Consider the following 26,003-nt stretch of genomic DNA (forward strand, 5'->3'; position numbering starts at 1 on the left):
GGTCTGAGTACGATTACCATAACGAAGCAAATTAAGTTGTACAATACATTTCTCAATGTACAACTTGACTGATACGGCTTTTCCAGGCTATATCTCAAATAAGAGAATTATTCCCAAAAATGAGAGAGCACCATGCCGGAGCTGAATACGGAGCAACGACTGGCGGTGCGGCTGGCAGAATTACGCCTGCAACGCGGCTGGTCACTTGATGAACTTTCTGTCGCTACCGGCATCAGCCGCGCGACATTATCGCGCATTGAGCGAAGCGAGACCAGTCCCACGGCGGCACTGCTTAATCGTTTGTGTGTTGCATACGGCTTAACGATGTCGCGCCTGCTCAGTGAAGTGGAAGAAGAGTCCAGTCTGCTGGTCAAAGAGGATCAGCAGCCGGTGTGGCAGGATGACGCCAGCGGTTTTATCCGTCGGAATATTTCACCACCTGCACTTCATTTTAGATGTGAACTCGTGGAGGGCAGGTTACGGCCTGGTGCGCGAATCGATTATGATGTGCCACCCATTCAGGGGCTGGAGCAGCATATCTGGCTGCGCGAGGGCGGTCTTACCGTCACGATGGGGTCTCAGGCGTGGACGCTACAGCCCGGCGACTGCCTGCGGTTTCATCTGGTCGGAAAATCGGCTTTTGAGGCGCACCTGACTGACGGCGCGCGTTACTTACTGGTGGTGGCGAAACCATGACGGATTACGCAACTCTCAGCGCGGCCCAGGCGCAACAGCTGCTGGGTGAACTGACCGACGTTTTGCAGAGCTGCGTGGCAGACGGTGCCAGCGTCGGTTTTATTGATGCTGAAGATGATGAGGTGATGGTGCGATTCTGGCAGCAGCGGAGTGCCAGCATCACCAGCGGCGACAGCGAATTACTGGTCGCGCGTCAGCGCGGGCGCATCGTGGCAACGGTCATCATCAGCCGCAGCGGCATGCCTAATGGCCGCCACCGCGCAGAGATCAGCAAACTGCTGGTGCACCCGCAGGCGCGCCGTCAGGGCATCGCCCGTGAACTGATGCAGCGCGCTGAGCAGCGGGCACGCGCACAGGGCAAAACCCTGCTGGTGCTGGATATGCGCAGCGGCGATGTCGCCAGCGATCTCTATCGCTCGCTGGGCTGGCAGGTGGCGGGGTCGATTCCCTGTTATGCCGAATCCATCGCAGGCGTGCTGGATGCCACCACCTATATGTACAAAGTGCTGGCGTAAAACACCGCTGTCGGACAACCGCTGATTTTACGGCGGGTCACGAAAAATTCGGCGCGAAAGCTGACGCCGCCAGGATACTGTGTAAAAATACAGGCCATTTTTTCGGTGTGGTAACGCAAATCATGGCCCTGACAGCCGCAGTAAAAAGCCAGATAGCGCAGTGGTATAAAGCGCTTCAGCAGCAGGTGCCTGATTTCATTCCACGTGCGCCGCAGCGCCAGATGATCGCTGAAGTAGCGAAATGCCTGGCGGGTGACGACGCGCGCCATCTGGCGGTCGAAGCACCGACTGGCGTGGGCAAAACCCTCTCTTATCTGATTCCGGGCATCGCAGCCAGCCGCGCTCAGGAAAAGCAGCTGGTGATCAGCACCGCCAACGTGGCGCTGCAGGATCAAATCTTCACGAAAGATCTGCCGCTGCTGAAGAAAATCATCCCCGATCTCACTTTTACCGCCGCGTTTGGCCGCGGGCGCTATGTCTGTCCGCGCAATTTGGCGGCGATGGCGGCCGATGACGATCAGCAGGGCGATCTGCTGCTTTATCTGGATGATGACGCCGTCAGTAGTACCAAAGAAGAACAGACGCAGTGTGGTCGCTTACAGAAGTCACTGGATCGCTACCAGTGGGATGGCCTGCGCGATCACAGCGAGGAGAACGTCAGCGACAGCCTCTGGCAGCGCCTCTCCACCGACAAAGCGAGCTGTCTGGGTTCGCATTGCCACTGGTATCGTGAATGTCCGTTCTTTGTGGCGCGGCGTGAAATCGAGCAGGTGGATGTGGTGGTGGCGAACCATGCGCTGGTGATGGCGGCGATGGAGAATGAGTCAGTGTTGCCGCCCGCTAAAAACCTGATGCTGGTACTGGATGAAGGACATCACCTGCCGGAAGTGGCCCGCGATGCGCTGGAGATGAGCGCCGACATCACGCCGGGCTGGAGCAGCCTGCAGCTTGACCTGTTTATCAAGCTGGTTGAGAGCATCATGACGCAGATGCGGCCGAAGTCGCCGCCGCCGCTGGCTAACCCTGAGCGACTGAAAGCACACTGTGATGAGCTGCGCGAACTGCTGACCATCACCGCGCAGGCGCTGAATCCGCTGCTGCCGCCGAATAACCAGCCGGGCGAATACCGCTTTGTGCTGGGTGCGCTGCCGCAGGAGCTGCTGGATCTCTGCGCCCGGCTGTTCAAACTCAGCGATGCCCTGCGGGGACTGAGTGAAGGCCTGATTAATGCGCTGAGTGAGCAGACCGGCAAGGTCGATATGGTGCGGCTGCATCGCAACCTGCTCCAGCTCAATCGTCAGTTTGGCTGGTTCGAATCAATCAGCAAACTCTGGCGGCTGGCGGCAATGGAAAAAGCCTCTGGCGCGCCGGTATCGAAGTGGATTACCCGCGAGCTGCGCGAAGGTCAGGCGCATCTGCTGTTCCACTGCGCCGGCATCCGCGTCAGCGACCAGCTGGAGAAAATGCTGTGGCGCAAAATTCCGCATGTGGTGGTCACCTCCGCCACGCTGCGATCGCTCAACAGTTTTAACCGCCTGCAGGAGATGTCAGGGCTTAGCGAAAAAGCGGGCGACCGCTTTGTGGCGCTCGACTCACCGTTTAACCATGTGGAGCAGGGCAAGCTGGTGATCCCGCAGATGCGACTTGAGCCGCTGATGGCGCACGAAGCGGAGCACATCGCCGAGATGGCCGGTTTCTTCCGTCAGCAGATGGCGGAGAAAAAGCATAAAGGCGTGCTGGTGCTGTTTGCCAGCAACCGGGCGATGCAGCAGTTTGTCGCCTGTCTGCCAGACCTGCGGCTCTCGATGCTGGTGCAGGGCGATCAGCCGCGCAGCCGCCTGGTGGATTTGCACCGTCAGCGCGTTACCAAAGGTGACACCAGCATTCTGATTGGCCTGCAGTCGTTTGCTGAGGGGCTGGATCTCAAAGGCGATCTGCTGAGTCAGGTGCATATCCACAAAATCGCTTTTCCCCCGGTGGACAGTCCGGTAATTTTGACCGAAGGCGAATGGCTGAAAAGCCTGAAGCGCTATCCGTTTGAGGTGCAGAGTTTACCCAGCGCCTCATTTACCCTGATTCAACAGGTCGGACGCCTGATTCGCAGCCATCAATGCTATGGCGAAATCGTGATTTACGACCGCCGTCTGCTGAGCAAAGCCTACGGCAGCCGCTTGTTAGCCGCACTGCCGATCTTCCCGATTGAGCAGCCGGAAACGCCAGAGCCGGCAGCGATACCGGCCATCGTGGTGCCAAAGCATACCGTGCGTAAACGCCGTCCCACGCGGCGCTGAGCCGCGCACTTAACCGGAAGCGAGTGATGGAACTGAATAAAATCATTAAAGAGGTGGGTCGCGGTAAAAATCATGCCCGCGATATCGACTTTGATACTGCCGTGGCGCTCTATGGCGCGATGCTGGCGGGTGAAGTACCGGATCTGGAGCTGGGCGCTATTCTGATAGCGCTGCGCATTAAAGGCGAAGGTGAAGCCGAAATGCGCGGCTTTTATCAGGCGATGCAGGCGCAGATGATGCAGTTGCGTGCGCCGGAAAATCGTCCGATGCCTGTGGTGATCCCCAGCTACAACGGCGCACGCCGCCAGGGGAATCTGACGCCGTTGCTGGCGCTGCTGCTGGTGAAAGTCGGCTTCCCGGTGCTGGTACACGGCGTCAGCGACGACGCGACACGCATCACCAGTGAAGCGGTGTTTGCCGCGCTGGGCATTGCGCCCGTCACCACCGCAGAGGCGGCGCAGGCGAAACTCGATCAGGGCCTGGCGTTTATCACCATCGATCATCTCTGCCCGCCAATGGCGAAACAGCTCTCGCTGCGCTGGCGGATGGGGGTGCGTAACAGCGCGCACACGCTGGCAAAACTGGCCACGCCGTTTGCGGAGCGGGCGGCGCTGCGGTTGTCCAGCGTCTCGCATCCTGAGTATGTACCGCGTGTGGCGAAATTCTTCAGCGACATCGATGCGCCTGCGATACTGCTCAATGGCACTGAAGGGGAAGTCTATGCGAATCCCCAGCGCTGCCCGGCGATCAGTATGATTAAGGGGGCGGGCGCGGAAGCGGAAGTGTGGGTTGAGCGTCAGCCAGAAGTGGCCGTTGAACTGCCGACAGACAAGACGGCAGAAGTCACTGCGCGCTGGATCGAAGAGGTGCTGAATCAGCAGCGTCCGGTGCCTGCGTCACTGCGACTGCAGCTCGCCTGCTGCCTGCGCGCCAGCGGCCGGTGTGACTCGCTGGCGGCGGCGGAGCAGCAGATCCTCGCCGCCGGGTATTAACTCAGGCTACCGGCAGCGCCTGTTCAACCAGGTCCTGCCAGAAACGGATGCCAATTGGCAGCAGCGCGTCGTTGAAGTCATAGCGGGCGTTGTGCAGCGGCGCGGAGGGCGTTTCGCCGTCCGCGCCCAGCCAGAAATACGCGCCGGGACAGGCTTCCATCATGCAGGCAAAATCTTCTGACGCCATTGACGGATTAACCTGCCAGTGAACCTGTTCAGCACCCAGTGTTGAGAGCGCTACCTCGCGCACCTGCTCAGCCGGTGCCACATGGTTGGCGGTGACCGGATAGCCCGGCAGCCAGTCAATCTCACCACTCACGCCAAACGGACGCGGCAGGGTCGCGACAAACTCATCAATCAGCCCGCGCACTTTTTCGCGCACGCTGGTCTGCAGGCAGCGCACCGTGCCGCGTAAAACAATCTGCTCCGGGATGACGTTAATCGCTTCACCACCGTGAATCTGCGTCACGCTGACCACGGCTGACGCCAGCGGCGAGAGCCGGCGAGACGGAATGGTCTGCAGCGCCAGAATCAGCTCGGCTGCTACCACCATCGGGTCGGCACCGCTTTCCGGCATCGCCGCGTGGCAGCTTTTGCCGTGCAGCGTAATTTCAAACGAATCCAGCGACGCCATCATCGCGCCAGGGTTCACCGCCAGTGAGCCGAGCGGCAGTCCCGGCCAGTTATGCATGGCGTAGATCGCATCCATCGGAAAGCGCTGGAACAGTCCCTCTTCCACCATTCTGCGTGCCCCGCCCAGATTCTCTTCGGCAGGCTGAAAGATGAAATGCACCGTGCCGCTGAACTGACGTGTGGCGGCCAGCTGGCGGGCGGCAGCCAGCAGAATGGCGCTATGACCGTCGTGGCCACAGGCGTGCATCACGCCTGGCGTCGCAGAACGCCACTCAGCATCACCTTTTTCCGTAATCGGCAGCGCATCCATATCTGCACGCAGCCCGATAACCGGGCCGGGACCGTTTTCCAGTGTGCCGATGACGCCGGTGCCCGCCAGGCCACGGAACACCTGTAAACCCGCCCGCGCTAACTCTTCCGCAATAAACTGGCTGGTTTGCTGTTCCTGGTAACCTAATTCGGGGTGGCGATGAAACTCACGGCGCCAGCGCAGGACATCTTCAAGCAGGGCAGGGGAAAGGGTCATGCAGAGTCGCGCTCCATACAGAATGAGAAGATTTCACTTTAGTGGTCGGGTGATGCGGCGTCTATCGCCGTCAGGACTAAATCTGGCTATAGGCTAAATCAAAATGGAATAAGTAATAAGGAAGTGATGTTTATGCCAGGGTGTAAGAAGGAAATAGCGGGCGAGAAAGGGGGCAAGCTGCTGCTCGCCCCAGTCAACGGATTACTTCTGCATGGGCAGGTTCAGGCCATGTTCAGCCGCGCACTGCTGCGCCAGTTCATACCCTGCGTCGGCGTGACGCATCACACCGGTGGCCGGGTCGTTCCATAATACGCGACCCAGACGGGCATCGGCCTCTTTGCTGCCGTCACAGACAATCACCACGCCGGAGTGCTGTGAGAAGCCCATGCCGACACCGCCGCCATGATGCAGGCTGACCCAGGTTGCGCCGCCTGCGGTATTCAGCAGGGCGTTGAGCAGCGGCCAGTCTGATACCGCATCTGAGCCATCTTTCATCGCTTCGGTCTCACGGTTAGGAGAGGCGACCGAGCCGCAGTCGAGATGGTCGCGGCCAATGACCACCGGCGCTTTCAGCTCGCCGTTGCGGACCATTTCGTTGAACGCCAGACCGGCAAGATGCCGTTCACCCAGTCCCAGCCAGCAGATGCGGGCAGGCAGGCCCTGGAAGGCGATGCGCTCCTGCGCCATATCCAGCCAGCGATGCAGCGTTTTATGGTGCGGGAACAGCTCTTTGAGTTTCGCGTCGGTCTTGTAGATATCTTCCGGATCGCCCGAGAGCGCGACCCAGCGGAACGGGCCTTTGCCTTCGCAGAACAGCGGACGGATATAGGCTGGCACAAAGCCAGGGAAATCAAACGCGTTGCTGACACCCTCATCCAGCGCGACCTGACGAATGTTGTTGCCGTAATCCACAGTCGGGATGCCCATATGACAGAAGTCGAGCATCGCCTGGACATGAACCGCCATTGAGGCGCGCGCCGCTTTTTCTACCGCCTTCGGCTGTGAGACGCGCTCCTGCTGCCAGCGCGCCAGATCCCAGCCAATCGGCAGATAGCCATTAATCGGGTCGTGCGCCGACGTCTGGTCGGTCACGATGTCCGGCTTTGGTCCGCCCGCCTGAGCGCGTTTCACCAGCTCCGGCAGGATTTCGGCGGCATTACCCAGCAGGCCGACCGAAATCGCTTTTTTGGCGGCGGTGGCTTCGCTGATTAACGCCAGCGCTTCATCCAGCGTGGTGGCTTTGTAGTCCACGTAACGGGTACGCAGACGGAAATCGATGCGTGACTCCTGGCACTCAATTGCCAGCACACAGGCTCCGGCCAGTACACCCGCCAGCGGTTGTGCGCCGCCCATGCCGCCCAGTCCGGCGGTGAGGATCCAGCGTCCGCTCAGGTCGTTGTTGTAGTGCTGACGGCCCGCTTCCACAAAGGTTTCATAGGTGCCCTGCACGATGCCCTGCGCACCGATGTAGATCCAGGAACCGGCGGTCATCTGGCCGTACATCATCAGACCCGCTTTATCCAGCTCATGGAAGTGATCCCAGGTCGCCCAGTGCGGCACCAGGTTGGAGTTCGCCAGCAGCACGCGCGGCGCATCCGCGTGTGTGCGGAAGATGCCGACCGGCTTGCCGCTCTGGATCAGCAGCGTCTCATCCGGCTGCAGCGCCCGGAGCGAACGCAGGATCTGCTCGAAGCACTCCCAGTTGCGTGCCGCTTTACCGATGCCGCCGTACACCACCAGATCTTCCGGACGTTCGGCGACATCGGGGTCGAGGTTGTTCTGAATCATGCGGTAAGCCGCTTCAATCAGCCAGTTGGCGCAGTGCAGCGTAGTGCCGTGTGGTGCACGAATCTCACGTGCCACAGCCTGAGAAAGAGTTTCGCTCATGAAGGATTCCTTAATTCAAGAAGTTGGGCGCATGCTCGGCAGCAGCGCGGTCAATGCCTGAGGCCAGTCAGCGCGACTTGCCCACTGACGCATTGCCTCGATATCGGGCGCCAGCAGACGATCGTCTTCAAGGAAGGCGACCTGCTCGCGGATGGTGTCGATGGCCTGCTCAATCAGCGAGGAGCTTTTGAGCGGCCGGTTAAATTCAATACCCTGCGCGGCAGCCATCGCCTCGATACCCACCACGGCGGCGCTGTTAAAGCACATGCTGCCGAGACGGCGCGCGGCGTAGGTCGCCATTGAGACGTGATCTTCCTGATTCGCAGAGGTGGGCAGACTGTCGACGCTACCCGGATGGGCCAGCGATTTGTTCTCAGAAGCCAGCGCGGCGGCGGTGACCTGAGCGATCATAAAGCCGGAGTTTACGCCGCCGTCACGCACCAGGAAGGGGGGCAGGCCGGATAAGCCGCTGTCCAGCAGCAGCGCCAGTCGCCGTTCAGAGATGGCGCCGACTTCGGCAATCGCCAGCGCCAGAATGTCAGCAGCAAAGGCCACCGGCTCAGCATGGAAGTTGCCGCCGGAGATCACATCGCCGCTGTCGCTGAATACCAGCGGGTTGTCCGAGGCGGCGTTCGCTTCGATTTCCAGAATCCGCGCCGCGTGGCTGACGTTGTCCAGGCAGGCACCCATTACCTGGGGCACGCAGCGGATGGAGTAGGGATCCTGAACGCGGCCGCAATGGGTATGCGACTGCAGAATTTCACTGCCTTCAATCAGGGTGCTGACGGCCGCTGCGACCGCAATCTGGCCCTGCTGGCCGCGCGCCTTGTGGATGCGGGCATCGAACGGTTTCAGCGAGCCTTTGATCGCTTCCAGCGACAGCGCACCCGCCATCAGACCGGCGGCAAACAGGTTTTCACACTCGAACAGGCCGCGCAGCGCCAGTGCAGTCGAAACCTGGGTGCCGTTGAGCAGCGCCAGACCCTCTTTCGGACCGAGCACAAATGGCGACAGGCCCACGCTTGCCAGTCCCTCTGTTGCCGAGATCAGCGTGCCATTGACCCGCACCTGACCTTCGCCCAGCAGCATCAGCGACATGTGCGCCAGCGGTGCCAGATCGCCGGAGGCGCCGACCGAGCCTTTTTCCGGAATACAGGGCATCACGCCGGCGTTGAACAGCGCCAGCAGTGCCTCAACCAGTTCGATACGCACACCAGAGTGACCGCGCGCCAGGCTGATGATTTTGGTGGCGACGACCAGACGGGTGACATTGTCGGGCAGCAGATCGCCCAGACCAACGCTGTGTGACAGCACCAGATTGCGCTGCAGATCCGCCAGCCGGCTGGCCGGTATTTGCGTCTGCGCCAGCTTGCCAAAGCCAGTATTAATGCCATACACCACGTTGCCGGAGGCGACAATCGTCTCCACGGTCTGCTGCGCCGCCGCAATCGCCTGACGCGCACTGTCGTCAAGACTCAGCGTGACGTTACCCTGATAGATAGCGCGTAATGTGGCGAGGTCCACCTCGCCGGGCACCAGGCGCAATGCCTGAAACGAACCTGACATAGTCTACTCCTGTCTATACAAGTGTGCTGGCGTGGCTAAGCTGCTTTCCTTGCCCTGAACCAGCGGAATAATGCGAGTGAAACATAAGCGTTAATTCTTGTCTATGCTTGTCTATACAATCAAGCATACTAAGCAAGTGCCGTGCCAGACCGATCACAAAAATTGAATGTCCGCCCGGCGCGGGTCGCGGGTTAAACGCGACTGAGAGAGTGCACCATCAGGATGCACAGACTGCACCAGTGGGGCACGGCGCGCGCTACTGGATGTATATACATTCACGCAGTGAGACAGTAAACTTAAGGGACTTTCAGCATAAGGAACAGCAAATGGTCGAGCATACGGCACTGGCACAACTGGCGGCGGCAATGAGCGATGAGCCCGCCCCGATTTATCAGCGGGTGAAGCAGGCCATCGTCAGCCAGATCCGTGAAGGGCTGTGGAAAGCGAATCAGCGTGTGCCTTCAGAAAGTGAACTGGTGAATGAACTGGGCGTCAGCCGCATGACCATTAATCGGGCGCTGCGCGAACTGACCAGCGAAGGTTTTCTGGTGCGGATGCAGGGCGTCGGCACCTTCGTGGCGGAGATGAAAGGTTACACCGCTATGCTGGAGGTGCATAACATCGCTGATGAGATCGCTCAGCGCGGCCATCAGCATAGCTGTAAAATTCTCGCCATCGGCCAGGACAAAGCCGATCCTGAGCAGGCAGCCGTGCTGGGGCTCACCACAGGACAGACGCTTTACCATTCGCTGATTGTGCATTACGAAAATGATCTGCCGGTGCAGCTTGAGGACCGTCTGGTCAATCCGCTGGTCGCGCCCGACTACCTGACGCAGGATTATCAGCAGATGACGCCCTATACCTATCTGATGCGGGTCGCGCCGCTGACGGCAGGTGAGCACATTGTTGAAGCGGTGCTCCCCGATGCGCGTCAGCGTAAACATTTGTCGCTGGATGAACATGAACCCTGCCTGCTGATTCGCCGTCAGACCTGGAGCGACACGAAAATCGTCACCTATGCGCGACTGCTCTATCCCGGCTCACGTTACAAACTACTGGGCCGCTTCAGAGGACACGGTTAAGAGCCGAGCCCATCAGGCTATTTTATTTGTCAGTCTGCACCTGGGCAGTGCTCACACAGGCTGCTTTAGCAACCTGAACGCCCTGAAGTGCGGCCCTGAAGAGGCGAGCGCAGCGAGTCATCCTCACGTACTACGTGTACGCCTGCTTGTTCCGCGCTGTCCGTGTCCAGACTACCTGCAACCATTACGCGTGCCGGGATAGGCGCTAAGTCGGGTAAACAGCAGCCGCGCATCCGGCTCGCACGGGCTGAGTACTGTTTCTACATCGACCCACCACGCGCCCTGTTGCGCACTCAGCCTTTCTCCGTCCGCGGTCTGCCATGCACCTGCCAATACCCAGGCGACGCCATGCAGACTACTGACCGGCGCGGCAACCACTTCAACCGTGGCCTGCCATTCACCGCGCCGCGTCATGATATTAAAATCTTCGCTGACGCTGCCCTGCAGTTGCGCCGTTAAGGCGAGTTCTCCGGCAAATGCCCAGGGCTTTTGCGGCGTCAGCAGATGCTGCACGTCAGGCGCGGTTAATAACACCGGATCGCCATGCAGCAGGGTAATCACCCGATCGATCTCCGGAAAAGCAGAGAAGGGACCATCCTGTGCCAGGGTCGCAATACTGGCGCGCCAGCCGAAGCGATCTGCGCCGGGCGGGAAGCTGATGATCTCGCGGGTTTCGCCGCCACCATTGCGCCAGCGGCTGACCGCCAGCTCCTCGTAAGCGAACAGGGTGATCATCGCAGCGCCGCCATCGCCTGAGCAAAGCGTGCGGCACATGCAGCCTGCTGCGGATGTACCCCATCTTCAATCACGGCTTTACCGGCCACGTAAACGTCACGAATCTGATCGCGCTGTCCGGCAAACAGCCAGCGGTTCAGCACCGCATGTGAATCCACGCTGCCAAGCCACGCCTCATCCCGCAGCACCAGCCAGTCGGCGCGTTGTCCCACCGCCAGCGTGCCCTGCTGAATGCCGCACGCCTGAGCGCCACCCGCTGCCGCCTGTTGCCATAGCAGGTCGCCCACCGACGGCTGGCCGGGCAGGGTAATCCGGTTACGACGCTGGTCGCGCAGCCGCTGCGCATACTCCAGCCAGCGCAGCTCTTCCTGAGCGCTCAGCGAGACATGGCTGTCGGAGCCGATGCCCCAGCGTCCGCCCTGCGCGATATACTCCACCGCCGGGAAAATGCCGTCGCCGAGGTTGGCTTCGGTGGTCGGACAGAGACCCGCTACCGCGCCGCTTTGTGCGAGGCGCGACAGTTCGCTCTCATCCAGATGGGTGGCGTGGATCAGGCACCAGCGCGTATCTACCGCAAAGCGGTTCAGCAGCCAGGCTACCGGGCGCTCGCCGCTCCACGCCAGCGAATCATTGACCTCTTTCTGCTGTTCAGCCACATGAATATGCACCGGCAGCGCCAGATCGCTGGCCGCCAGCACCTCGTGCATCTGGCTTTCGCTTACTGCCCGCAGCGAATGGAAACAGAGACCACGGTTCAGCAGGGGCCGCTGCTGCTGCCACGCATCCAGCCGCGCCTGCTGTTGCAGGTAGTGTTCGGTCTGCTGAATAAAACGCTTCTGACCCGCCGCCGCGGGCTGACTGCCAAAGCCGCTGTAGCTGTAGAGCACCGGCAGCAGGGTCTGGCCGATACCGGCGATCTCTGCTGCTTCAATCAGCTGTTGCAGCATCGTGTCATCGCTATAGGGCGCGCCGCTGGGGTCGTGATGGAGATAATGAAACTCTGCAACCTGGGTGTAGCCGCCTTTCAGCATCTCGATATAGAGCAGAGCGGCAATATCACCCACCTGCTTTGGCGTCAGACGCTGCACCATGCGGTACATCAGATCCCGCCAGGTCCAGAAGCTGTCCTGTGGATCGCCTGCCACTTCCGCCAGACCCGCCATCGCCCGCTGGAAGGCGTGCGAGTGCAGGTTGGCGATCGCCGGGATCACCTCGCCGTTGAGGCGGATAGCCTGATCCGCGTGGCTTTCCGGGGTAAGGGAGTCGATAAAACCGGCCTGATTGACCGTGATACGGACCTGCTGCTGCCAGCCCTCCGCCAGCAGTGCGCGTGGGGCAAAAAAAGTCGCCATGGTTGATCCTCATCGGATGTGGTTGTATATACATATACATACTTTGAAGCACAGTGTAAACGGCGGAGGCATGAGGCAGCGATGACAGAAGAGATGCGCGTAGAGGCGGTGTGGACGGGGGCCGACCTGGTCACCATGCGTGACGGAAAGTACCATCTGATACCTCAGGGCGCACTGGTGGTGCGGGCGGGCAGGCTGGTGTGGGTCGGGCCTGAAGCGGAGATGCCCGCGTTCGTCGCCGATCAGCATCATCGTCTGCCTGGCGGTATCGTGACGCCGGGGCTGGTGGATTGTCACACCCATCTGGTGTTTGGCGGCGACCGCAGTCAGGAGTTTGAACAGCGTCTGAATGGCGTCAGCTACGCAGAGATTGCCGCGCAGGGCGGGGGCATTCTCTCTACCGTGCGCGCCACCCGCGCGGCGACGGAAGAGGAACTGGTGGCTTCGGCCCGCTGGCGACTTAATCGCCTGCTGGCAGAGGGTGTCACCACCGTAGAGATTAAGTCCGGCTATGGTCTGGATGAAGAGAGCGAACTGCGGATGCTACGGGCGATTCGCCGGCTGGGAGAGAGCGTGGCCGCCGATGTCCACGCCACCTGTCTGGCAGCGCATGCCTTTCCGCCGGAGTTTAAGCATGACCCGGATGGCTGGATCGATATCATCTGCGACCGTCTTCTGCCGCAGGCGCAGGCGCAGGGGCTGGCGGATGCTGTAGATGCTTTCTGCGAGCATCTCGCCTTTTCCCCGGAGCAGGTGGCGCGGGTATTTGACCGGGCGGTGGCGCTGGATATGCCGGTGAAACTGCATGCGGAACAGCTTTCAGCGCTGGGCGGTGCCGCACTGGCCGCCCGCTATGGTGCGCTTTCAGCTGACCATCTTGAATATGCCACCGAAGAGGATGCCAGGGCGATGGCGCAGCATGGCACCGTGGCGGTGCTGCTGCCCGGTGCGTTTTATCTGCTACGCGAAACTCAGCGTCCGCCGGTGGATCTCTTCCGTCGCCACGGTGTGCCGATGGCGCTGGCCAGCGATGCCAATCCTGGCACCTCACCTGCGCTGTCGCTGCGTCTGATGCTCAACATGGGCTGCACGCTGTTTGGCATGACGCCGGAGGAGGCGCTGGCGGGCGTCACGCTGTGGGGAGCTAAAGCGCTGGGGCTGGCGGAGAGTCACGGCTCGCTGGAGGCGGGTAAAGTGGCAAACTTCGTCCACTGGCCGCTGTCTCGTCCGGCAGAACTGGTTTACTGGCTGGGTGGTGAACTGCCCTGTACCGTTATCTATCGTGGAGAACCGCAATGAACCCTTTCTATTTTTCCCAGGGCAGCCTGCCGCTGCTGGTCAGCATTCCCCATGCCGGTACTGAACTGACGCCTGAGGTGGACGCCGGATTGAGCGCGGCCGCGCGCGGCCTGCCCGACACCGACTGGCATATCCCGCTGCTGTATGATTTTGTGCGTGACCTCGGGGCCAGTGTGTTAATTGGCCGCTATTCCCGTTTTGTAGTCGATCTTAATCGTCCGCCCGACAACCAGCCGCTTTACACCACCGCCACCACCGGTCTGTTCCCGGAAACCCTGTTCGACGGCACGCCGACCTTTGCACCAGGCAAAACGCCCGATGTCACGGCGCGTCAGGGCTACATCGATCAAATCTGGCAGCCTTACCATCAGCAGATTCAGCAGGAGCTGGCGCGGCTCAAAGCGCAGCACGGCTATGCGCTGCTGTTTGACGCCCACTCCATTGCCAGTGAAATTCCCCGCCTGTTTGAGGGGCGTCTGCCCGATATCAACATCGGCACCAACGACGGCGCGAGCTGCACGCCTGAAATGAGCGCGGCCATAGAGGCGGTGTGCGCCGCCCAGCACGACTACAGCTGGGTGCTCAACGGACGCTTTAAAGGCGGTTACATCACCCGCGCTTATGGCCAGCCACAGCAGCAGATCGAGGCGGTTCAGCTGGAGCTGGCGCAGCTGAACTACATGGATGAAACCCCGCCTTATGCCTGGCAGCAGGCGCGTGCCGCAGAGCTACAAAAAGTGTTGAAGGCGATGATCCATACCATGCTGGCGCAGGCCAGGCCGCAATAAATCAGCGATGCGCCGCCCTGGTGCATCGCTGCGCTAATCGGGTGCAGGGGAGCGCAGCCTGTCTGGCTGCTCCCTTGCTCCCGCCTCCATTGCTCGTTTCTGCAGAGCTGGCATAACCTTTGCTTGGTTGTATGTACAAGTGCTGCAGCGCGTGCTTCATCTGAATAAATCCCGTCTGGCTCACAAAATGATAAAGCCGGCAATGAACTGCGCTACGTTAGCTTGTATATACATGACATATCATCCTGTGAAATTTATGTTAAATATCGTCAGGGCGATCACCAGGCCGCTACTTTCAGGAGAACCGTATGACGCACCCTCTGACTCTTCGCCGTTTATGTCTCACTACGCTGGTTTCCAGTCTGCTGCTCTGTGGCGTCAGCGCCCAGGCTAAAGAGTGGAAGTCGATCACTATTGCCACTGAAGGCAGTTATGAACCCTGGAACCTCACCCTGCCGGGCGGCAAGCTGGGCGGTTTCGAGCCGGTGCTAATGGCGGATCTCTGCCAGCGCATGGCAATCCAGTGCAAGCTGGTGGTGCAGAACTGGGATGGCATGATCGCCGGACTGAATGCCGGGAAATATGATGTGATCATGGATGCGATTGTGATTACACCCGATCGCAAAAAAGTGGTGAATTTCACCGTACCTTACGCCTCCACGCCCGCCACTTTTATCACGGTAAAAGGGTCACTGCTGCCCGCTGACAGCAAGATCATCAAACTTACCGACGATGCCAAAACCATAGAGCCGGCCATTGCGGCCCTGAAAGCCGCGCTGAAAGGCAAAACGATTGGTATCGCCTCCGGCACGGTCTACACACCGTTCATCGACAAATACTTCAAAGATGTGGCGGATGTACGTGAATACACCAGCTCAGCCGATGCGATCCTTGATTTGCAGGCCGGACGCATTGATGCGGTGTTTGATGATGTGACCTTTGCGCAGTCGATGCTGGCGCGACCGGATAACCGTAACCTCAGCTTCAGCGGTCCACAGCTGGGTGGTCCAATCTGGGGTGAGGGCGAGGCGTTGGGCGTGCGCATGGCAGACAACGATCTGAAAGCCCGACTGGATCAGGCGATCAAAGCCGCGCTGGCCGATGGCACAGTCAAAAAGCTGAGCGAGAAGTGGTTCAAAACTGACGTCACACCCTGAGAGAGGTAACGGATGATAAGCCTGCTGAGTTTTGGCCCGGACGGCTGGGGACGGTTGATTCTGAGTGCCACGCTGACCACGCTGCTGCTGTCGTTTGCCGCGCTGCTGGTTGGCGCGGTGGTGGGATCGGGCGTTGCTGCCGCGAAGTTATCCCCGCACCGGGCGGTGCGCTGGCTGGGGGAAGGTTACTCCCTGATCTTTCGTGGCATTCCTGAGCTGCTGGTGATCTACCTGTTCTACTTCGGCGGATCGGGGTTGATCACGCAGATCGGACAGCTGTTTGGCGCGGACGGCTTTATCGAAGCGCCACCATTTCTGATCGGGGCGCTGGCTATCGGGCTTATCTCCGGCTCTTATCAGGCGGAAGTCTATCGCGCCGCGCGGCTGGCCCTGGCGAAAGGGGAGATTGAAGCCGCTGTCGCGATTGGCATGCCGCGCTGGCGCATCCGGCAACGCATTCTGCTGCCGCAGGTGGCGCGCTATGCGCTGCCCGGCCTGTCAAACGTCTGGCAGATGAGCCTGAAAGATTCGGCGCTGGTGTCGGTGACCGGCATTGTCGAGCTGATGCGGGCCAGCCAGATTGCGGCCGGTTCGACCCGTGACTACTTCTCCTTTTACCTGGTGGGCGGAGCCTGTTACCTGCTGCTGACGTTGCTGTCGAACCGCGCCTTTCTGCGCGCCGAATCCCGTCTTGGCCGCGCCTGGCAAAGCCGCACCGCTGCGCAGCACTAAGGAGACTTATGATCGATTTTGCGTTCCTCACTGACACCTTTCTTAAACTCAGCGCCGCACTGCCGGTTACGCTGGGCCTGTTTATCAGTGCGTTTCTATGCGGAGGCGTGCTGGCGGTGGGTATTCTGGCGCTGCGCATGAGCCGCTGGCGAGTGCTGAGTGCGTTTGCCCGTGGCTACATCCTGGTATTTCGCGGCTCGCCGCTGATGATTCAGCTGTTCCTGATCTACTACGGTCTGGGGCAGTTTGGCGTGATCCGCCATAGTCTCTTCTGGCCATTCCTGCGAGAGCCCTTTACCTGCGCAGTGCTGGCACTGTCGCTCTGCACTGCCGCCTACACCGCGGAGATTCTGCGCGGTGCGCTGCTGGCGGTGCCGCCCGGTCAGGTGGAAGCAGGAATGGCCTGCGGTATGTCGCGCGGGCTGCTGCTGCGACGGATTATCGCGCCGGTGATGCTGCGTTACGCGCTGCCTGCGTACTCCACCGAAGCGATCCTGCTGGTGAAATCGACCGCGCTGGCCAGTCTGGTCACGGTCTGGGATGTCACCGGGGTAGCGCAGCAGATCATTCAGCGCACCTACCGCACCATGGAGGTGTTTCTCTGTGCGGCGGCGATCTACCTGATCCTTAACTTCATTATTGTTCAACTCTATGCCCTGCTGGAGCGGCGTCTGACACCGGTACATAAACCGGAAAAAAAGCCGTTACTGACCGCTAAGCCGATTACCGGAGGAGAGAAAAATGTCTGAACTGCCACCCGTCACGCTGTCGGCCAGCGATATCCATAAATCTTTTGGTGCCATGGAGGTGCTGAAAGGCATCTCACTGCAGGCGCACAAGGGCGATGTCATTTCCATTCTCGGTGCCAGTGGCTCGGGCAAAAGTACGCTGCTGCGCTGCATTAACCTGCTGGAGACGCCCGATTCCGGCGTGGTCAGCGTCGGCGGTGAAACCATCGGGATGAAGCGCCATGCACGCGGGCATCAGCTGGCGGCCAATCCGCGTCAGATTGAACGGCTGCGCTCCCGACTGGGGATGGTGTTTCAGAGCTTTAACCTCTGGTCACATCTCACCGTGCTGCAAAATGTCATTGAAGGGCCGCACTACGTCCTCAAGCGCGATAAAAAAGCCTGTATTGCCCAGGCGGAGCAGCTGCTGGATCGGGTCGGTCTGCTGAATCGCAAAGATTTCTATCCCGCCCAGCTTTCGGGCGGTCAGCAGCAGCGGGTAGCGATTGCCCGCGCGCTGGCAATGGATCCGGAGGTGATGCTGTTTGATGAGCCAACTTCGGCACTCGATCCGGAACTGGTGGGCGAGGTGCTGAAGGTCATGCGCAGCCTGGCGGAAGAGGGGCGCACCATGCTGGTAGTCACTCACGAGATGGGCTTTGCCCGCAACGTCTCAAACCGGGTGGTGTTTATGCATCAGGGCACGATTGACTGTCAGGGCACGCCAGAGGCAATGTTCGGCGAGGCGGGATCGACGCGCTTTAAGCAGTTTATCTCCAGTCATCATCAGGTGGAGCCGGTAGTATGAGTGACGTGACGAATCAGACGCGGGTCTGGGGCGATGGTCCGCTCAGGTGGCAGGAACTGGTGCAGGTTGCCCGGCACAATGCCACCCTGACGCTGAGCGACAGCGCCTGGCAGCGCATCGCGCAGAGCCGTGAAATCGTCGGCAACATCGTGGCGGCGGGGCAGGTCGCGTACGGCATCAATACCGGTCTGGGAGCGCTCTGCAACATCACGCTGTCTGAAGATGAGCTGGGCCAGCTGTCGCGCAATACATTGATGAGCCACGCCTGTGGCGTTGGGCCGGTGCTGAAAAAATCGGAGGTGCGCGCCATTCTGTGCGCTGCGATTGCTAACTTCAGCCATGGCAAATCGGGTGTGTCAGTGGCGCTGGTGCAGCAGCTGCTGGCGCTGTTAAATCTGCAGATTACGCCACAGGTGCCGTCGCAGGGATCGGTGGGGTATCTGACACACATGGCGCATATCGGCCTGGCGCTGATTGGCATCGGCGAGGTGGAGTGGCGGGGTGAAATCATCCCCGCGCAGCAGGCGCTGGAACAGGCGGGGTTAGTCCCTTACCGGCCTGGCGCAAAAGAGGGGCTGAGTCTGGTTAACGGCACGCCCTGTATGACCGGCTTAGCCTGTCTGGCACTGGACGATGCCGAACGGTTGCTGGACTGGGCAGACGTCACCGGTGCGATGAGCTTTGAGGCGCTGCGCGGTCAACTGGTGGCGTTTGACCCTGAGGTGCTGGCGCTCAAGGCCAGTCCGGGGATTCAGCGCAGCGGCGATCGCCTGCGTCAGTTGTTACGTGACAGCCCGCTGCTGAACGCGAGCGTCGGCATTCGGACTCAGGATGCGCTGAGTCTGCGGTCGATGCCGCAGGTGCACGGTGCCTGCCGCGATCAGTTTGATCACGCTGTCCGTCAGGTGGAGACTGAACTCAACGCCTGTACCGACAATCCGCTGATTCTGGGGACGCCGCAGGCCTGGCGCGTGGTGTCCCAGTCACATCCGCACGGTGAGTCGGTGGCGATGGCCTGTGACCTGCTAGCGATTGCGCTGGCCGAGCTGGGGAGTATTGCCGAGCGACGGCTGGATCGGCTGGTCAATCCGCTGGTCAGCGGCCTGCCGCCGTTTCTGGTGGCTGAGCCGGGCGTCAATTCCGGCATGATGATTGCCCAGTACGTAGCGGCATCGCTATGCGCAGAAAACCGTCAGCTGGCGCAGCCTGCGGTGCTCGATAACTATGTGACATCGGGATTACAGGAGGATCATCTGAGCCTCGGCACCGGATCAGCGCTGAAACTGCTGAAGCTGGTCAGCAACGTCGATCACATTATTGCAATTGAGTATCTGCTGGCGGCACAGGCGCTGGAGTTTCACGGTGAATCACAACTTGCCGCCGGTACGCGGCGCGCCTGGCTACTGTTAAGGCAGGTGGTTGATCGCTGGCAGCAGGATCGCTGGCTGGCCCCCGACATCGCCCGCGCGGTGGCGCAGATCAAAGCGCACCGGGCCGATGCGCTTGTGGAGTGAGATTACCTGCGGCGGGCGTCCGGACGGACTAAATCAAAGCGCTGAGCTTCGCTGATGCCGTAATAGGCGCTGGGGCCGCCTGCACGCAGGATTGGCTCAGCTTTGGCGGTCTGATAAATGCCCTCCTCAAGCAGCGATTCATCGATGTGAATCGCCACCGCTTCGCCCATCACCAGCCAGCTGTCGAGCAGGGTGCCGCTGGCATCCTGCAACTGGATCAGCTGCGTCAGGCGGCACTCGAAGTTGACCGGGCTTTCCGCCACCAGGCTGGCGCTGACCTGGGAAGCCGCCAGCGAGGTTAATCCGGCAAAGGCAAACTCGTCCTGATCGGCAGGGAGCGATGCGGAACTTTCATTCATCGCTTCGGCCAGCGGACGGGTCGCCAGATTCCAGACAAACTCTTTAGTCTCTGCAATATTCCGGACGCTGTCTTTCCAGCCGCTGCTGGCGAAACCGATAATCGGCGGATGATAGTTGAAGCAGTTAAAAAAGCTGTAAGGCGCAAGATTGCGCTGGCCGCTGGTGCTGACAGAGCTAATCCAGCCGATCGGGCGCGGCCCGATAATGGCGTTCAGCGGATCGTGTGGCAGACCGTGGCCCGCACGGGGCTGATAAGAATAGCGTTTATGGCTCATAACGTCTCCGGCAGATGATTTTATCTATCTTAGCCCGACAGCATCGCCCGACGGAACCGGAATGAGGTAAGCGGATGGTGCGGGTTTATTTTCCGCCCTCTACAGCGTATTGTACGCGCGCCTGAATAATTGAGAGAACGTATGAAAAAGTCAGCCAGCACGTCGCCCTTCCACGCCCGCAATCGCCATCAGGGCGAATACGATTTTGCCGCGCTAACCGCTGCCCATCCGCCGCTGGCGGCGAAAGTCCGGCCTAACGGTTATGGCGTGCAGTCCGTGGATTTCGCGGACCCGGAGGCGGTGATGCTGCTGAACCAGGCGCTCATCAAACTCTTTTATGACATCGACTGGCAACTGACGCCCGGCTCACTCTGCCCGCCTGTGCCAGGACGTGCCGATTATTTGCACTACCTGGCCGATCTGCTGGCACTGGATAACAACGGCGCGATCCCGGCCGCGGACGTGCTGGATATTGGCTGCGGCGCAAACTGTATCTATCCGCTGATTGGTGCGGCGGAATATGGCTGGCGCTTTACCGGTACCGAAATTGATGAAGCCGCCATCAAAGCCGCTAATCGCATTGTCGCAGCCAATCCGCGCCTGACGCGTCAGATCCGTCTGCGTCGTCAGAAAAACAGCGATGCGGTGCTGGCGGGTGTGGTCAGCAAAAATGAATTTTTCAGTGCGGTGATGTGTAACCCGCCATTCCACGCGTCGGCGGAAGAGGCGGTTTCGGGTTCACAGCGTAAGGTGCGTAATCTTGGGCTGGATAAGAGTGCGCCGCTTAACTTTGGCGGGCAACACAATGAGCTGTGGTATCCCGGTGGAGAAAAGGCGTTCATCGGCAAGATGATCGCCGAGAGCGTGGCGTTTGGTCGCCAGATTGGCTGGTTTACCTCACTGGTGTCGCGCAAAGAGAATTTACCGGCGCTGGAAAAACAGCTGCAGGCGCTCGACGTCGCAGAGCTGCGGGTGGTGAATATGGCGCAGGGGCAGAAGCAGAGCCGCTTCCTGGCGTGGAGTTTTATGCCTGCCGCCCAGCGCAGCAAGCTGCTGAGTCGCCTGGGAAGCTAAGGCATCTCTTTTCGCGCATAACTGGAATCTATCTGCGGAGAAAAAAGGACGGGCTGCGATACGGCCGTTTCAGACTGCTGACAAACCCAATCAGGGTTGCTCTGGCAGCAACATATTAGCTAATAACGCAGGGAACACGGGCAGAGGAGGAAAGCGTCCCGCGCCTGGGACAAAAACGGCAGGCGTTTTTTGAACAACGCAACGCGTTGGCCCGTTTACGGGCGCACCTCAGGGATGAGGTGCGTAATCGCGCGGGCCGAGGGACCAGGGATGGTTTAAGCGACTTTCCGATCTGCCCATGTTTCCTTCGCAGCCTCGGTCTCACAGCTGGGCAGGGCAGACTTTGCCAACAATCAAAACGGGCCGCGATGCGGCCCGTTTTGATCAGGAGACGTGCTGCAGGAATTCGCGCAGACGTTCACTGGGGGGATTGCTGATCAGGCTGTCGGGATCGCCATCTTCCGCAATCCGGCCTTTGTCGATAAAGATCAGACGCGATGCGACCTTTTGTGCGAAGCCTACTTCGTGCGTCACAATCACCATCGTCATACCTTCTTCCGCCAGATCCTGCATCACTTTCAGGACTTCGTGACGCAGCTCCGGGTCCAGCGCAGAGGTTGGCTCATCAAACAGCATCATCTTCGGCTTCACCGCCAACGCGCGGGCGATCGCCACACGCTGTTGCTGGCCGCCAGACAGCTCAGACGGGAAGTGGTGTGCACGCTCTGCCAGGCCTACTTTGCCCAGCAGCTCTCTCGCCAGCTGGCGTGCGGCCTCTTTGCTGGCACCGCGCACCCGGATGGGACCAAAGGCGACGTTGTCCAGCGCACTCATCTGTGGGAACAGATGAAACTGCTGAAACACCATACCGGCTTCCTGACGGATCAGTCGGTCATCGACTTTCGGATCGTTAACGCGCAGGCCATCAACAATCAGCTCGCCGCTGGTGATCTCTTCCAGCTTGTTAATGCAGCGCAGCAGCGTCGATTTACCGGAACCGGATGGGCCGATAATCACCACCACTTCACCCTGGTTAATCTTCAGATCGATATTGTGCAGCACCTGGGTCTGGCCAAAATGCTTGGAGACATCTTTAAACTCAATCACAGGATTTTCACCCTTTTCTCAATGCGGCGTAGCACAAAGCTCAACACCAGCGTAATCACCAGATAGATGATCGCGACGGCGCTCCAGATTTCCAGAGCGCGGAAGTTACCGGCAATAATCTCCTGACCCTGACGTGTCAGTTCAGCCACGCCGATAACGATAAATAGTGAGGTATCTTTGATGCTGACAATCCACTGGTTGCCCAGCGGCGGCAGCATACGACGCAGTGCCAGCGGCATAATCACGTAGCGCAGCGTCTCGCGGCTCGACAGGCCAAGTGCCAGTCCGGCTTCACGAAATCCCTTGTTGATCGACAGCACGGCACCACGGGTGATCTCGGCAATATAAGCACCAGAGTTAATCATGATGGTCACCACTGCGGCGGTGAAAGGATCAATACGCAGGTCAGGAAATGCCATCGGCAGCGCAAAGTAAATAAACATCACCTGCACCACGATAGGGGTGCCGCGGATGATTTCGATAAACACCAGTGCGATGTTATTGGTGATCCAGCCACCGTAAGCGCGGGCAAAACCGGCCACCAGCCCGATAAACAGGCCGCCAACCAGGCCAATGATTGAGATAATTAAGGTCAGTTTGGCGCCTTCGAGCAGCGCTGGCATGGCGGGCCAGATGACGCTCCAGTCAAACTCCATGGTGTCACTCCAGATATGTTGCGATGGAAAAAAGCAGGGAAAAAGTTTCCCTGCTGAAATCAGATAACGGGCAAATTATTATTTAGGTTCGGTGCCGAACCATTTTTTATAAAGCGTGTTGTAGGTGCCGTTCTCTTTCAGGGTTTTCAGTGCGCCGTTTACCTTCTCACGTAAATCGTCGCTGCCTTTCGGGAAGGCGATACCATACTGCTGCGCTTCAATTGAATCGCCTACCGCTTTAAAGCGGCCTTTACCGGCGGTGTGGATGAAGTAAAGGATGTTTGGCGTGTCATGCAGCACGGCATCCGCACGGTTGGTGCCCAGCTCCATGTAGGCGCTGTCGATGTTCGGGAACTGACGCAGATCTTTCGATTTGATGTTGGCTTTGGCATATTCCACAGAGCCGGTGCCGCTTTTTACTGCGACGACTTTACCGTTCAGATCGCTGATGCCTTTGATGTCGTTTTCATTGTTACGCACCATCACCTGCAGACCGCTTTTGTAATAGCCATCAGAGAACTCGATCGCTTTTTTACGTTCTTCGGTAATGGTGATGCCCGCCAGTGCCAGATCGACATTGCGCGTTTGCAGTGCAGGGATAATGCCGCTGAAGTCCATTGGCTTCAGGGTGTAATCGAGCTTCAGCTCTTTCGCAATGGCATCCCACAGATCCACATCAAAGCCGACATACTTGTCACCCTGTTTGAATTCAAACGGAACAAAGGCGGTATCAGTAGCGACGACCAGCTTCTTTTCTGCTGCGGTGGAGGAGAGGGAGAAGGCCAGCGCCAGCGCGGCCACAGAAACTTTTAACAGTGACTTCATCATTTTTCCTTTTTTTACTACCAGGCGGCAGGGCCTGCGTTTGCGGCTTGTCATATGAAAGAATTATGCCAACTTTGCAAAATCCGCGAAATCAGAGAGTTAAATAACACAGCTGACACGATTTTGCAGTTAATTCTGCCATTGCACCCTATTGGTGCTCAACTTTGGTGCAGGTGGCTATTTTGGTGCAAGCGGTAGTGTGCCTCAGATGTTAAGGCTGTGAAGCGGAGGAGGGAAGAACTGTTAACAGGGTCATAAAATTGCACTAACACAGACGTAAAAAAGGCGGGTTTCCCCGCCTGATTGCGTGCATTGCGTGTTATTCAATGTTGGCTTCGATGAACCACAGGAACTTGTCCAGATCGCGCGATGCCGCAGTAAAGATGTCAGCGGTATCTTCGTCTTTAACTTCTGAAATGGCTTTACGGGTATCATTCGCCACAACGCTGTAACGATCGGCCAGTGCTTTAAGATGATCCTGCACGCTGTGAATATTCAGCGGATAGCTTTTCAGCGGAGTCGTGTCATTTACAACCTGCGTGGTGCCCAGCGCCACGCCGCCCAACTGAACCACACGCTCGGCAATGGTATCCTGATGGTCAGTAATCGTGGTGCGGAAGCCATCCAGCATCTCATGCACACCAATGAAGTTAGCACCGCGCATGTTCCAGTGCGCCTGCTTAGTGATCAATGACAGGTCAATAAACTCGACTACCAGACGGTTCAACACCGCGATGGTGGCTTTCTTCTCATCTTCGGCCACGTCGTTGCGGGTATAAATCAGGTCAGAAGATTTCGTTTTAACCAATTTAGCGGTACTCATCGTTTCAGTCCTCTCTTTGATGGTTGTCCTAATCAAGTACGGGATAAGTATAGCAGCGCTTTTCAGCTTTGCTGAAACGACTTTGACGATGGATGAAATAGTGTCAGTCTTTTTTAAAAGCAGGGCTGTGCGGGTAAGGTTAAAGCTATGTTAAAATATAAATATTATTAAATAGCCATCTAAATCATAAAGTTATACTAAATTGTAAATAGCAGGTAAGTGACTGTTTCAAAATAGGATGAACCGTAAATCGCAGCGTTTAAGAATAATTCTCATGCTGAGCATGATTGTTATTTCGCCCGCCAGCGTGCGGGCTGAAATCGCTTATTTATGCCTATCGTCTGATAATTCAACGCTGCTTAACTGACTCTTTTTCGGGCGCATAGTCAGTGTTGAGCCTGCTGAGGCGATGATGATGGCCAGCAACGCCAGCCACTGAAGCCCGGTCAGGGTTTCCCCCAGAAACAGCATGCCGGAAAAGGCAGCCATGGCGGGTTCAAGACTCATCAGTGTACCGAAAATGCGCGCCGGTAAGCGGGTAAGGGCGATCATCTCAAGGGAATAGGGAATGGCGCTGGAAAGCAGTGCGACCAGCAACGCGATTGGCATAACCGCCCATGTCCAGATGCCGCTTTCGGCGAACGTCAGCCCGAGTGGCACAAAAATGACTGAGGCAATCAGCGAACCGATGGCGACGGTTGCGGGGCCATGCTCTGCACCTGCCCGTTGTCCCGCCAGGATATAGATCGCCCAGCAGGCACCTGCACCCACTGCCAGCGCTGCGCCCAGCGGATCAATCGCGGTCATGTCTGTACCAAACGGCAGCAGGAACCACAGGCCAATTACCGCCAGCAACACCCAGACAAAATCCAGCGGCCGACGCGATCCAAACAGCGCCAGCGCCAGCGGGCCGGTAAATTCCAGTCCCACCGCCACGCCCAGTGGCACGGTACGAATCGCCAGATAGAACGTAAAATTCATGGTGCCCAGAGCCAGTCCATACATCAGGAGAGGCAGACGCTGCTCCCGGCTGAAGCGTAAACGCCAGGGCTTGAAAATGACACAGAGTATCAGGGTACCAAAGCCCAGGCGCAGTGCGGTAATCCCGGTGGCACCCACAGAAGGAAACAGGCTTTTTGCCAGTGAAGCGCCGCCCTGCAGCGACAACATCGCAATCAGTAGCACGGCAATCGGCATGACTATCGGGGCGAGATTTTTGGAAGCGGGAGAGGCAGACATCCTGTGTACTTTTCCTGGTCATTAACGTAATGAGTCAGCCAGTGTAAAGGAAATAGCGGGCAAAGAATCACGGAATCGCGTTTTAAATTTGACTTAACTGAGCAAATTTTGGCCAGAATCAGGGCCATTTAGGTAAAGAAATGTCAGGATTTTTTAGGATTTAACTTAAAGAACGAAATGAGCACAAAATGATTATTGCAGAAAGATGACGGATTTTATAAGAAAAATGAATGACATAGGATGTCGCATTAACTTCCTGTTACACCAAACTTTCTGTTAGACAACAAAATCCGGGCAGAGTTTCTCGCTATTTTTTGTTATATTTTCAGCGTTGTCAGGAGAG

The 26,003-nt window shown here is 58.5% G+C and carries 24 protein-coding genes; 13 read left to right on the forward strand and 11 right to left on the reverse strand.

Features of this window, described 5'->3' with window-relative positions:
• The first annotated feature begins 132 nt into the window (after positions 1–132).
• The 4 genes from N1689_RS02045 to ybiB all read left to right on the forward strand — a co-directional run bounded on the left by N1689_RS02045 (position 133) and on the right by ybiB (position 4,494).
• Positions 133–696, forward strand: coding sequence for an XRE family transcriptional regulator (locus N1689_RS02045; protein ID WP_161736595.1), 564 nt, complete (start codon positions 133–135; stop codon positions 694–696).
• Positions 693–1,211, forward strand: coding sequence for a GNAT family N-acetyltransferase (locus tag N1689_RS02050; protein WP_260057732.1), 519 nt, complete (start codon positions 693–695; stop codon positions 1,209–1,211). Before N1689_RS02045 ends, N1689_RS02050 begins: the two co-directional genes overlap by 4 nt.
• Positions 1,212–1,333: 122 nt before the next feature.
• Positions 1,334–3,502 (forward strand): ATP-dependent DNA helicase DinG, encoded by a 2,169-nt coding sequence (gene dinG / locus N1689_RS02055; protein ID WP_161736593.1) that lies wholly within the window; start codon positions 1,334–1,336, stop codon positions 3,500–3,502.
• A gap of 26 nt (positions 3,503–3,528) precedes the next feature.
• On the forward strand, positions 3,529–4,494 hold the full coding sequence (gene ybiB, locus N1689_RS02060) for a DNA-binding protein YbiB (RefSeq protein WP_161736592.1): 966 nt from the start codon (positions 3,529–3,531) through the stop codon (positions 4,492–4,494).
• Position 4,495: 1 nt separating this feature from the next.
• Here the strand turns inward: ybiB and N1689_RS02065 are convergent, their stop codons facing one another.
• From N1689_RS02065 to hutH (N1689_RS02075), 3 genes are all read right to left on the reverse strand, one after another.
• Positions 4,496–5,653 (reverse strand): M20 aminoacylase family protein, encoded by a 1,158-nt coding sequence (locus tag N1689_RS02065; RefSeq protein WP_260057733.1) that lies wholly within the window; start codon positions 5,651–5,653, stop codon positions 4,496–4,498.
• 201 nt (positions 5,654–5,854) lie between these two features.
• Positions 5,855–7,540 (reverse strand): urocanate hydratase, encoded by a 1,686-nt coding sequence (gene hutU, locus N1689_RS02070; RefSeq protein WP_013357234.1) that lies wholly within the window; start codon positions 7,538–7,540, stop codon positions 5,855–5,857.
• Between the two features lie 15 nt (positions 7,541–7,555).
• Positions 7,556–9,106, reverse strand: a complete 1,551-nt coding sequence (gene hutH / locus N1689_RS02075) for a histidine ammonia-lyase (RefSeq protein ID WP_260057734.1) — start codon at positions 9,104–9,106, stop codon at positions 7,556–7,558.
• 326 nt (positions 9,107–9,432) lie between these two features.
• On the opposite strand from hutH (N1689_RS02075), the gene hutC reads away from it, so the two are divergent.
• On the forward strand, positions 9,433–10,188 hold the full coding sequence (gene hutC / locus N1689_RS02080) for a histidine utilization repressor (RefSeq protein WP_013357236.1): 756 nt from the start codon (positions 9,433–9,435) through the stop codon (positions 10,186–10,188).
• A gap of 171 nt (positions 10,189–10,359) precedes the next feature.
• Here hutC and N1689_RS02085 read toward each other — a convergent pair whose 3' ends face one another.
• Together N1689_RS02085 and N1689_RS02090 are read right to left on the reverse strand one after the other, a co-directional pair.
• On the reverse strand, positions 10,360–10,923 hold the full coding sequence (locus tag N1689_RS02085) for a HutD family protein (protein ID WP_260057826.1): 564 nt from the start codon (positions 10,921–10,923) through the stop codon (positions 10,360–10,362).
• Complete coding sequence (locus N1689_RS02090) at positions 10,920–12,275, reverse strand: formimidoylglutamate deiminase (protein ID WP_260057735.1); 1,356 nt, start codon at positions 12,273–12,275, stop codon at positions 10,920–10,922. Before N1689_RS02090 ends, N1689_RS02085 begins: the two co-directional genes overlap by 4 nt.
• 81 nt (positions 12,276–12,356) lie before the next feature.
• On the opposite strand from N1689_RS02090, the gene hutI reads away from it, so the two are divergent.
• The 7 genes from hutI to hutH (N1689_RS02125) all read left to right on the forward strand — a co-directional run bounded on the left by hutI (position 12,357) and on the right by hutH (N1689_RS02125) (position 19,301).
• A complete protein-coding gene (gene hutI / locus N1689_RS02095; protein ID WP_222924295.1) occupies positions 12,357–13,574 on the forward strand; it encodes an imidazolonepropionase in 1,218 nt (405 codons plus the stop codon).
• Positions 13,571–14,362, forward strand: a complete 792-nt coding sequence (gene hutG, locus N1689_RS02100) for an N-formylglutamate deformylase (protein WP_161736923.1) — start codon at positions 13,571–13,573, stop codon at positions 14,360–14,362. Before hutI ends, hutG begins: the two co-directional genes overlap by 4 nt.
• Before the next feature lie 308 nt (positions 14,363–14,670).
• Positions 14,671–15,519: a transporter substrate-binding domain-containing protein gene (locus N1689_RS02105; protein WP_260057736.1), complete on the forward strand. Its 849-nt coding sequence runs from the start codon at positions 14,671–14,673 to the stop codon at positions 15,517–15,519.
• 12 nt (positions 15,520–15,531) lie between these two features.
• Entirely contained in the window at positions 15,532–16,251 is a 720-nt protein-coding gene (locus N1689_RS02110) for an ABC transporter permease (RefSeq protein ID WP_253421413.1), read from the forward strand.
• A gap of 8 nt (positions 16,252–16,259) precedes the next feature.
• Positions 16,260–17,000, forward strand: coding sequence for an ABC transporter permease (locus N1689_RS02115; RefSeq protein ID WP_033731964.1), 741 nt, complete (start codon positions 16,260–16,262; stop codon positions 16,998–17,000).
• Positions 16,993–17,787, forward strand: coding sequence for an ABC transporter ATP-binding protein (locus tag N1689_RS02120; RefSeq protein ID WP_253421418.1), 795 nt, complete (start codon positions 16,993–16,995; stop codon positions 17,785–17,787). Before N1689_RS02115 ends, N1689_RS02120 begins: the two co-directional genes overlap by 8 nt.
• Complete coding sequence (gene hutH, locus N1689_RS02125; RefSeq protein ID WP_260057737.1) at positions 17,784–19,301, forward strand: histidine ammonia-lyase; 1,518 nt, start codon at positions 17,784–17,786, stop codon at positions 19,299–19,301. The genes N1689_RS02120 and hutH (N1689_RS02125) overlap by 4 nt, the downstream gene beginning before the upstream one ends.
• 2 nt (positions 19,302–19,303) lie before the next feature.
• On the opposite strand, the gene N1689_RS02130 is transcribed toward hutH (N1689_RS02125), so the two are convergent.
• Complete coding sequence (locus N1689_RS02130) at positions 19,304–19,936, reverse strand: flavin reductase family protein (RefSeq protein WP_161736924.1); 633 nt, start codon at positions 19,934–19,936, stop codon at positions 19,304–19,306.
• Positions 19,937–20,077: 141 nt separating this feature from the next.
• On the opposite strand from N1689_RS02130, the gene rlmF reads away from it, so the two are divergent.
• A complete protein-coding gene (gene rlmF / locus N1689_RS02135) occupies positions 20,078–21,010 on the forward strand; it encodes a 23S rRNA (adenine(1618)-N(6))-methyltransferase RlmF (protein ID WP_222924294.1) in 933 nt (310 codons plus the stop codon).
• Between the two features lie 384 nt (positions 21,011–21,394).
• On the opposite strand, the gene glnQ is transcribed toward rlmF, so the two are convergent.
• The 5 genes from glnQ to rhtA form a co-directional block, all read right to left on the reverse strand.
• Positions 21,395–22,117 (reverse strand): glutamine ABC transporter ATP-binding protein GlnQ, encoded by a 723-nt coding sequence (gene glnQ / locus N1689_RS02140; RefSeq protein ID WP_010254327.1) that lies wholly within the window; start codon positions 22,115–22,117, stop codon positions 21,395–21,397.
• Positions 22,114–22,773, reverse strand: a complete 660-nt coding sequence (glnP, locus tag N1689_RS02145; RefSeq protein ID WP_013357248.1) for a glutamine ABC transporter permease GlnP — start codon at positions 22,771–22,773, stop codon at positions 22,114–22,116. The genes glnQ and glnP overlap by 4 nt, the downstream gene beginning before the upstream one ends.
• 78 nt (positions 22,774–22,851) lie before the next feature.
• The gene (gene glnH, locus N1689_RS02150; RefSeq protein ID WP_090962721.1) at positions 22,852–23,598 is read right to left on the reverse strand and encodes a glutamine ABC transporter substrate-binding protein GlnH; all 747 of its coding nucleotides are present in this window, start codon (positions 23,596–23,598) and stop codon (positions 22,852–22,854) included.
• Positions 23,599–23,917: 319 nt separating this feature from the next.
• A complete protein-coding gene (gene dps, locus N1689_RS02155; RefSeq protein ID WP_033731968.1) occupies positions 23,918–24,421 on the reverse strand; it encodes a DNA starvation/stationary phase protection protein Dps in 504 nt (167 codons plus the stop codon).
• 324 nt (positions 24,422–24,745) lie between these two features.
• On the reverse strand, positions 24,746–25,660 hold the full coding sequence (rhtA, locus tag N1689_RS02160; protein WP_033731969.1) for a threonine/homoserine exporter RhtA: 915 nt from the start codon (positions 25,658–25,660) through the stop codon (positions 24,746–24,748).
• Between the last annotated feature and the right edge of the window lie 343 nt (positions 25,661–26,003).

This window comes from Pantoea sp. XY16 (assembly GCF_025153065.1).
Lineage (GTDB): Bacteria > Pseudomonadota > Gammaproteobacteria > Enterobacterales > Enterobacteriaceae > Pantoea > Pantoea alfalfae.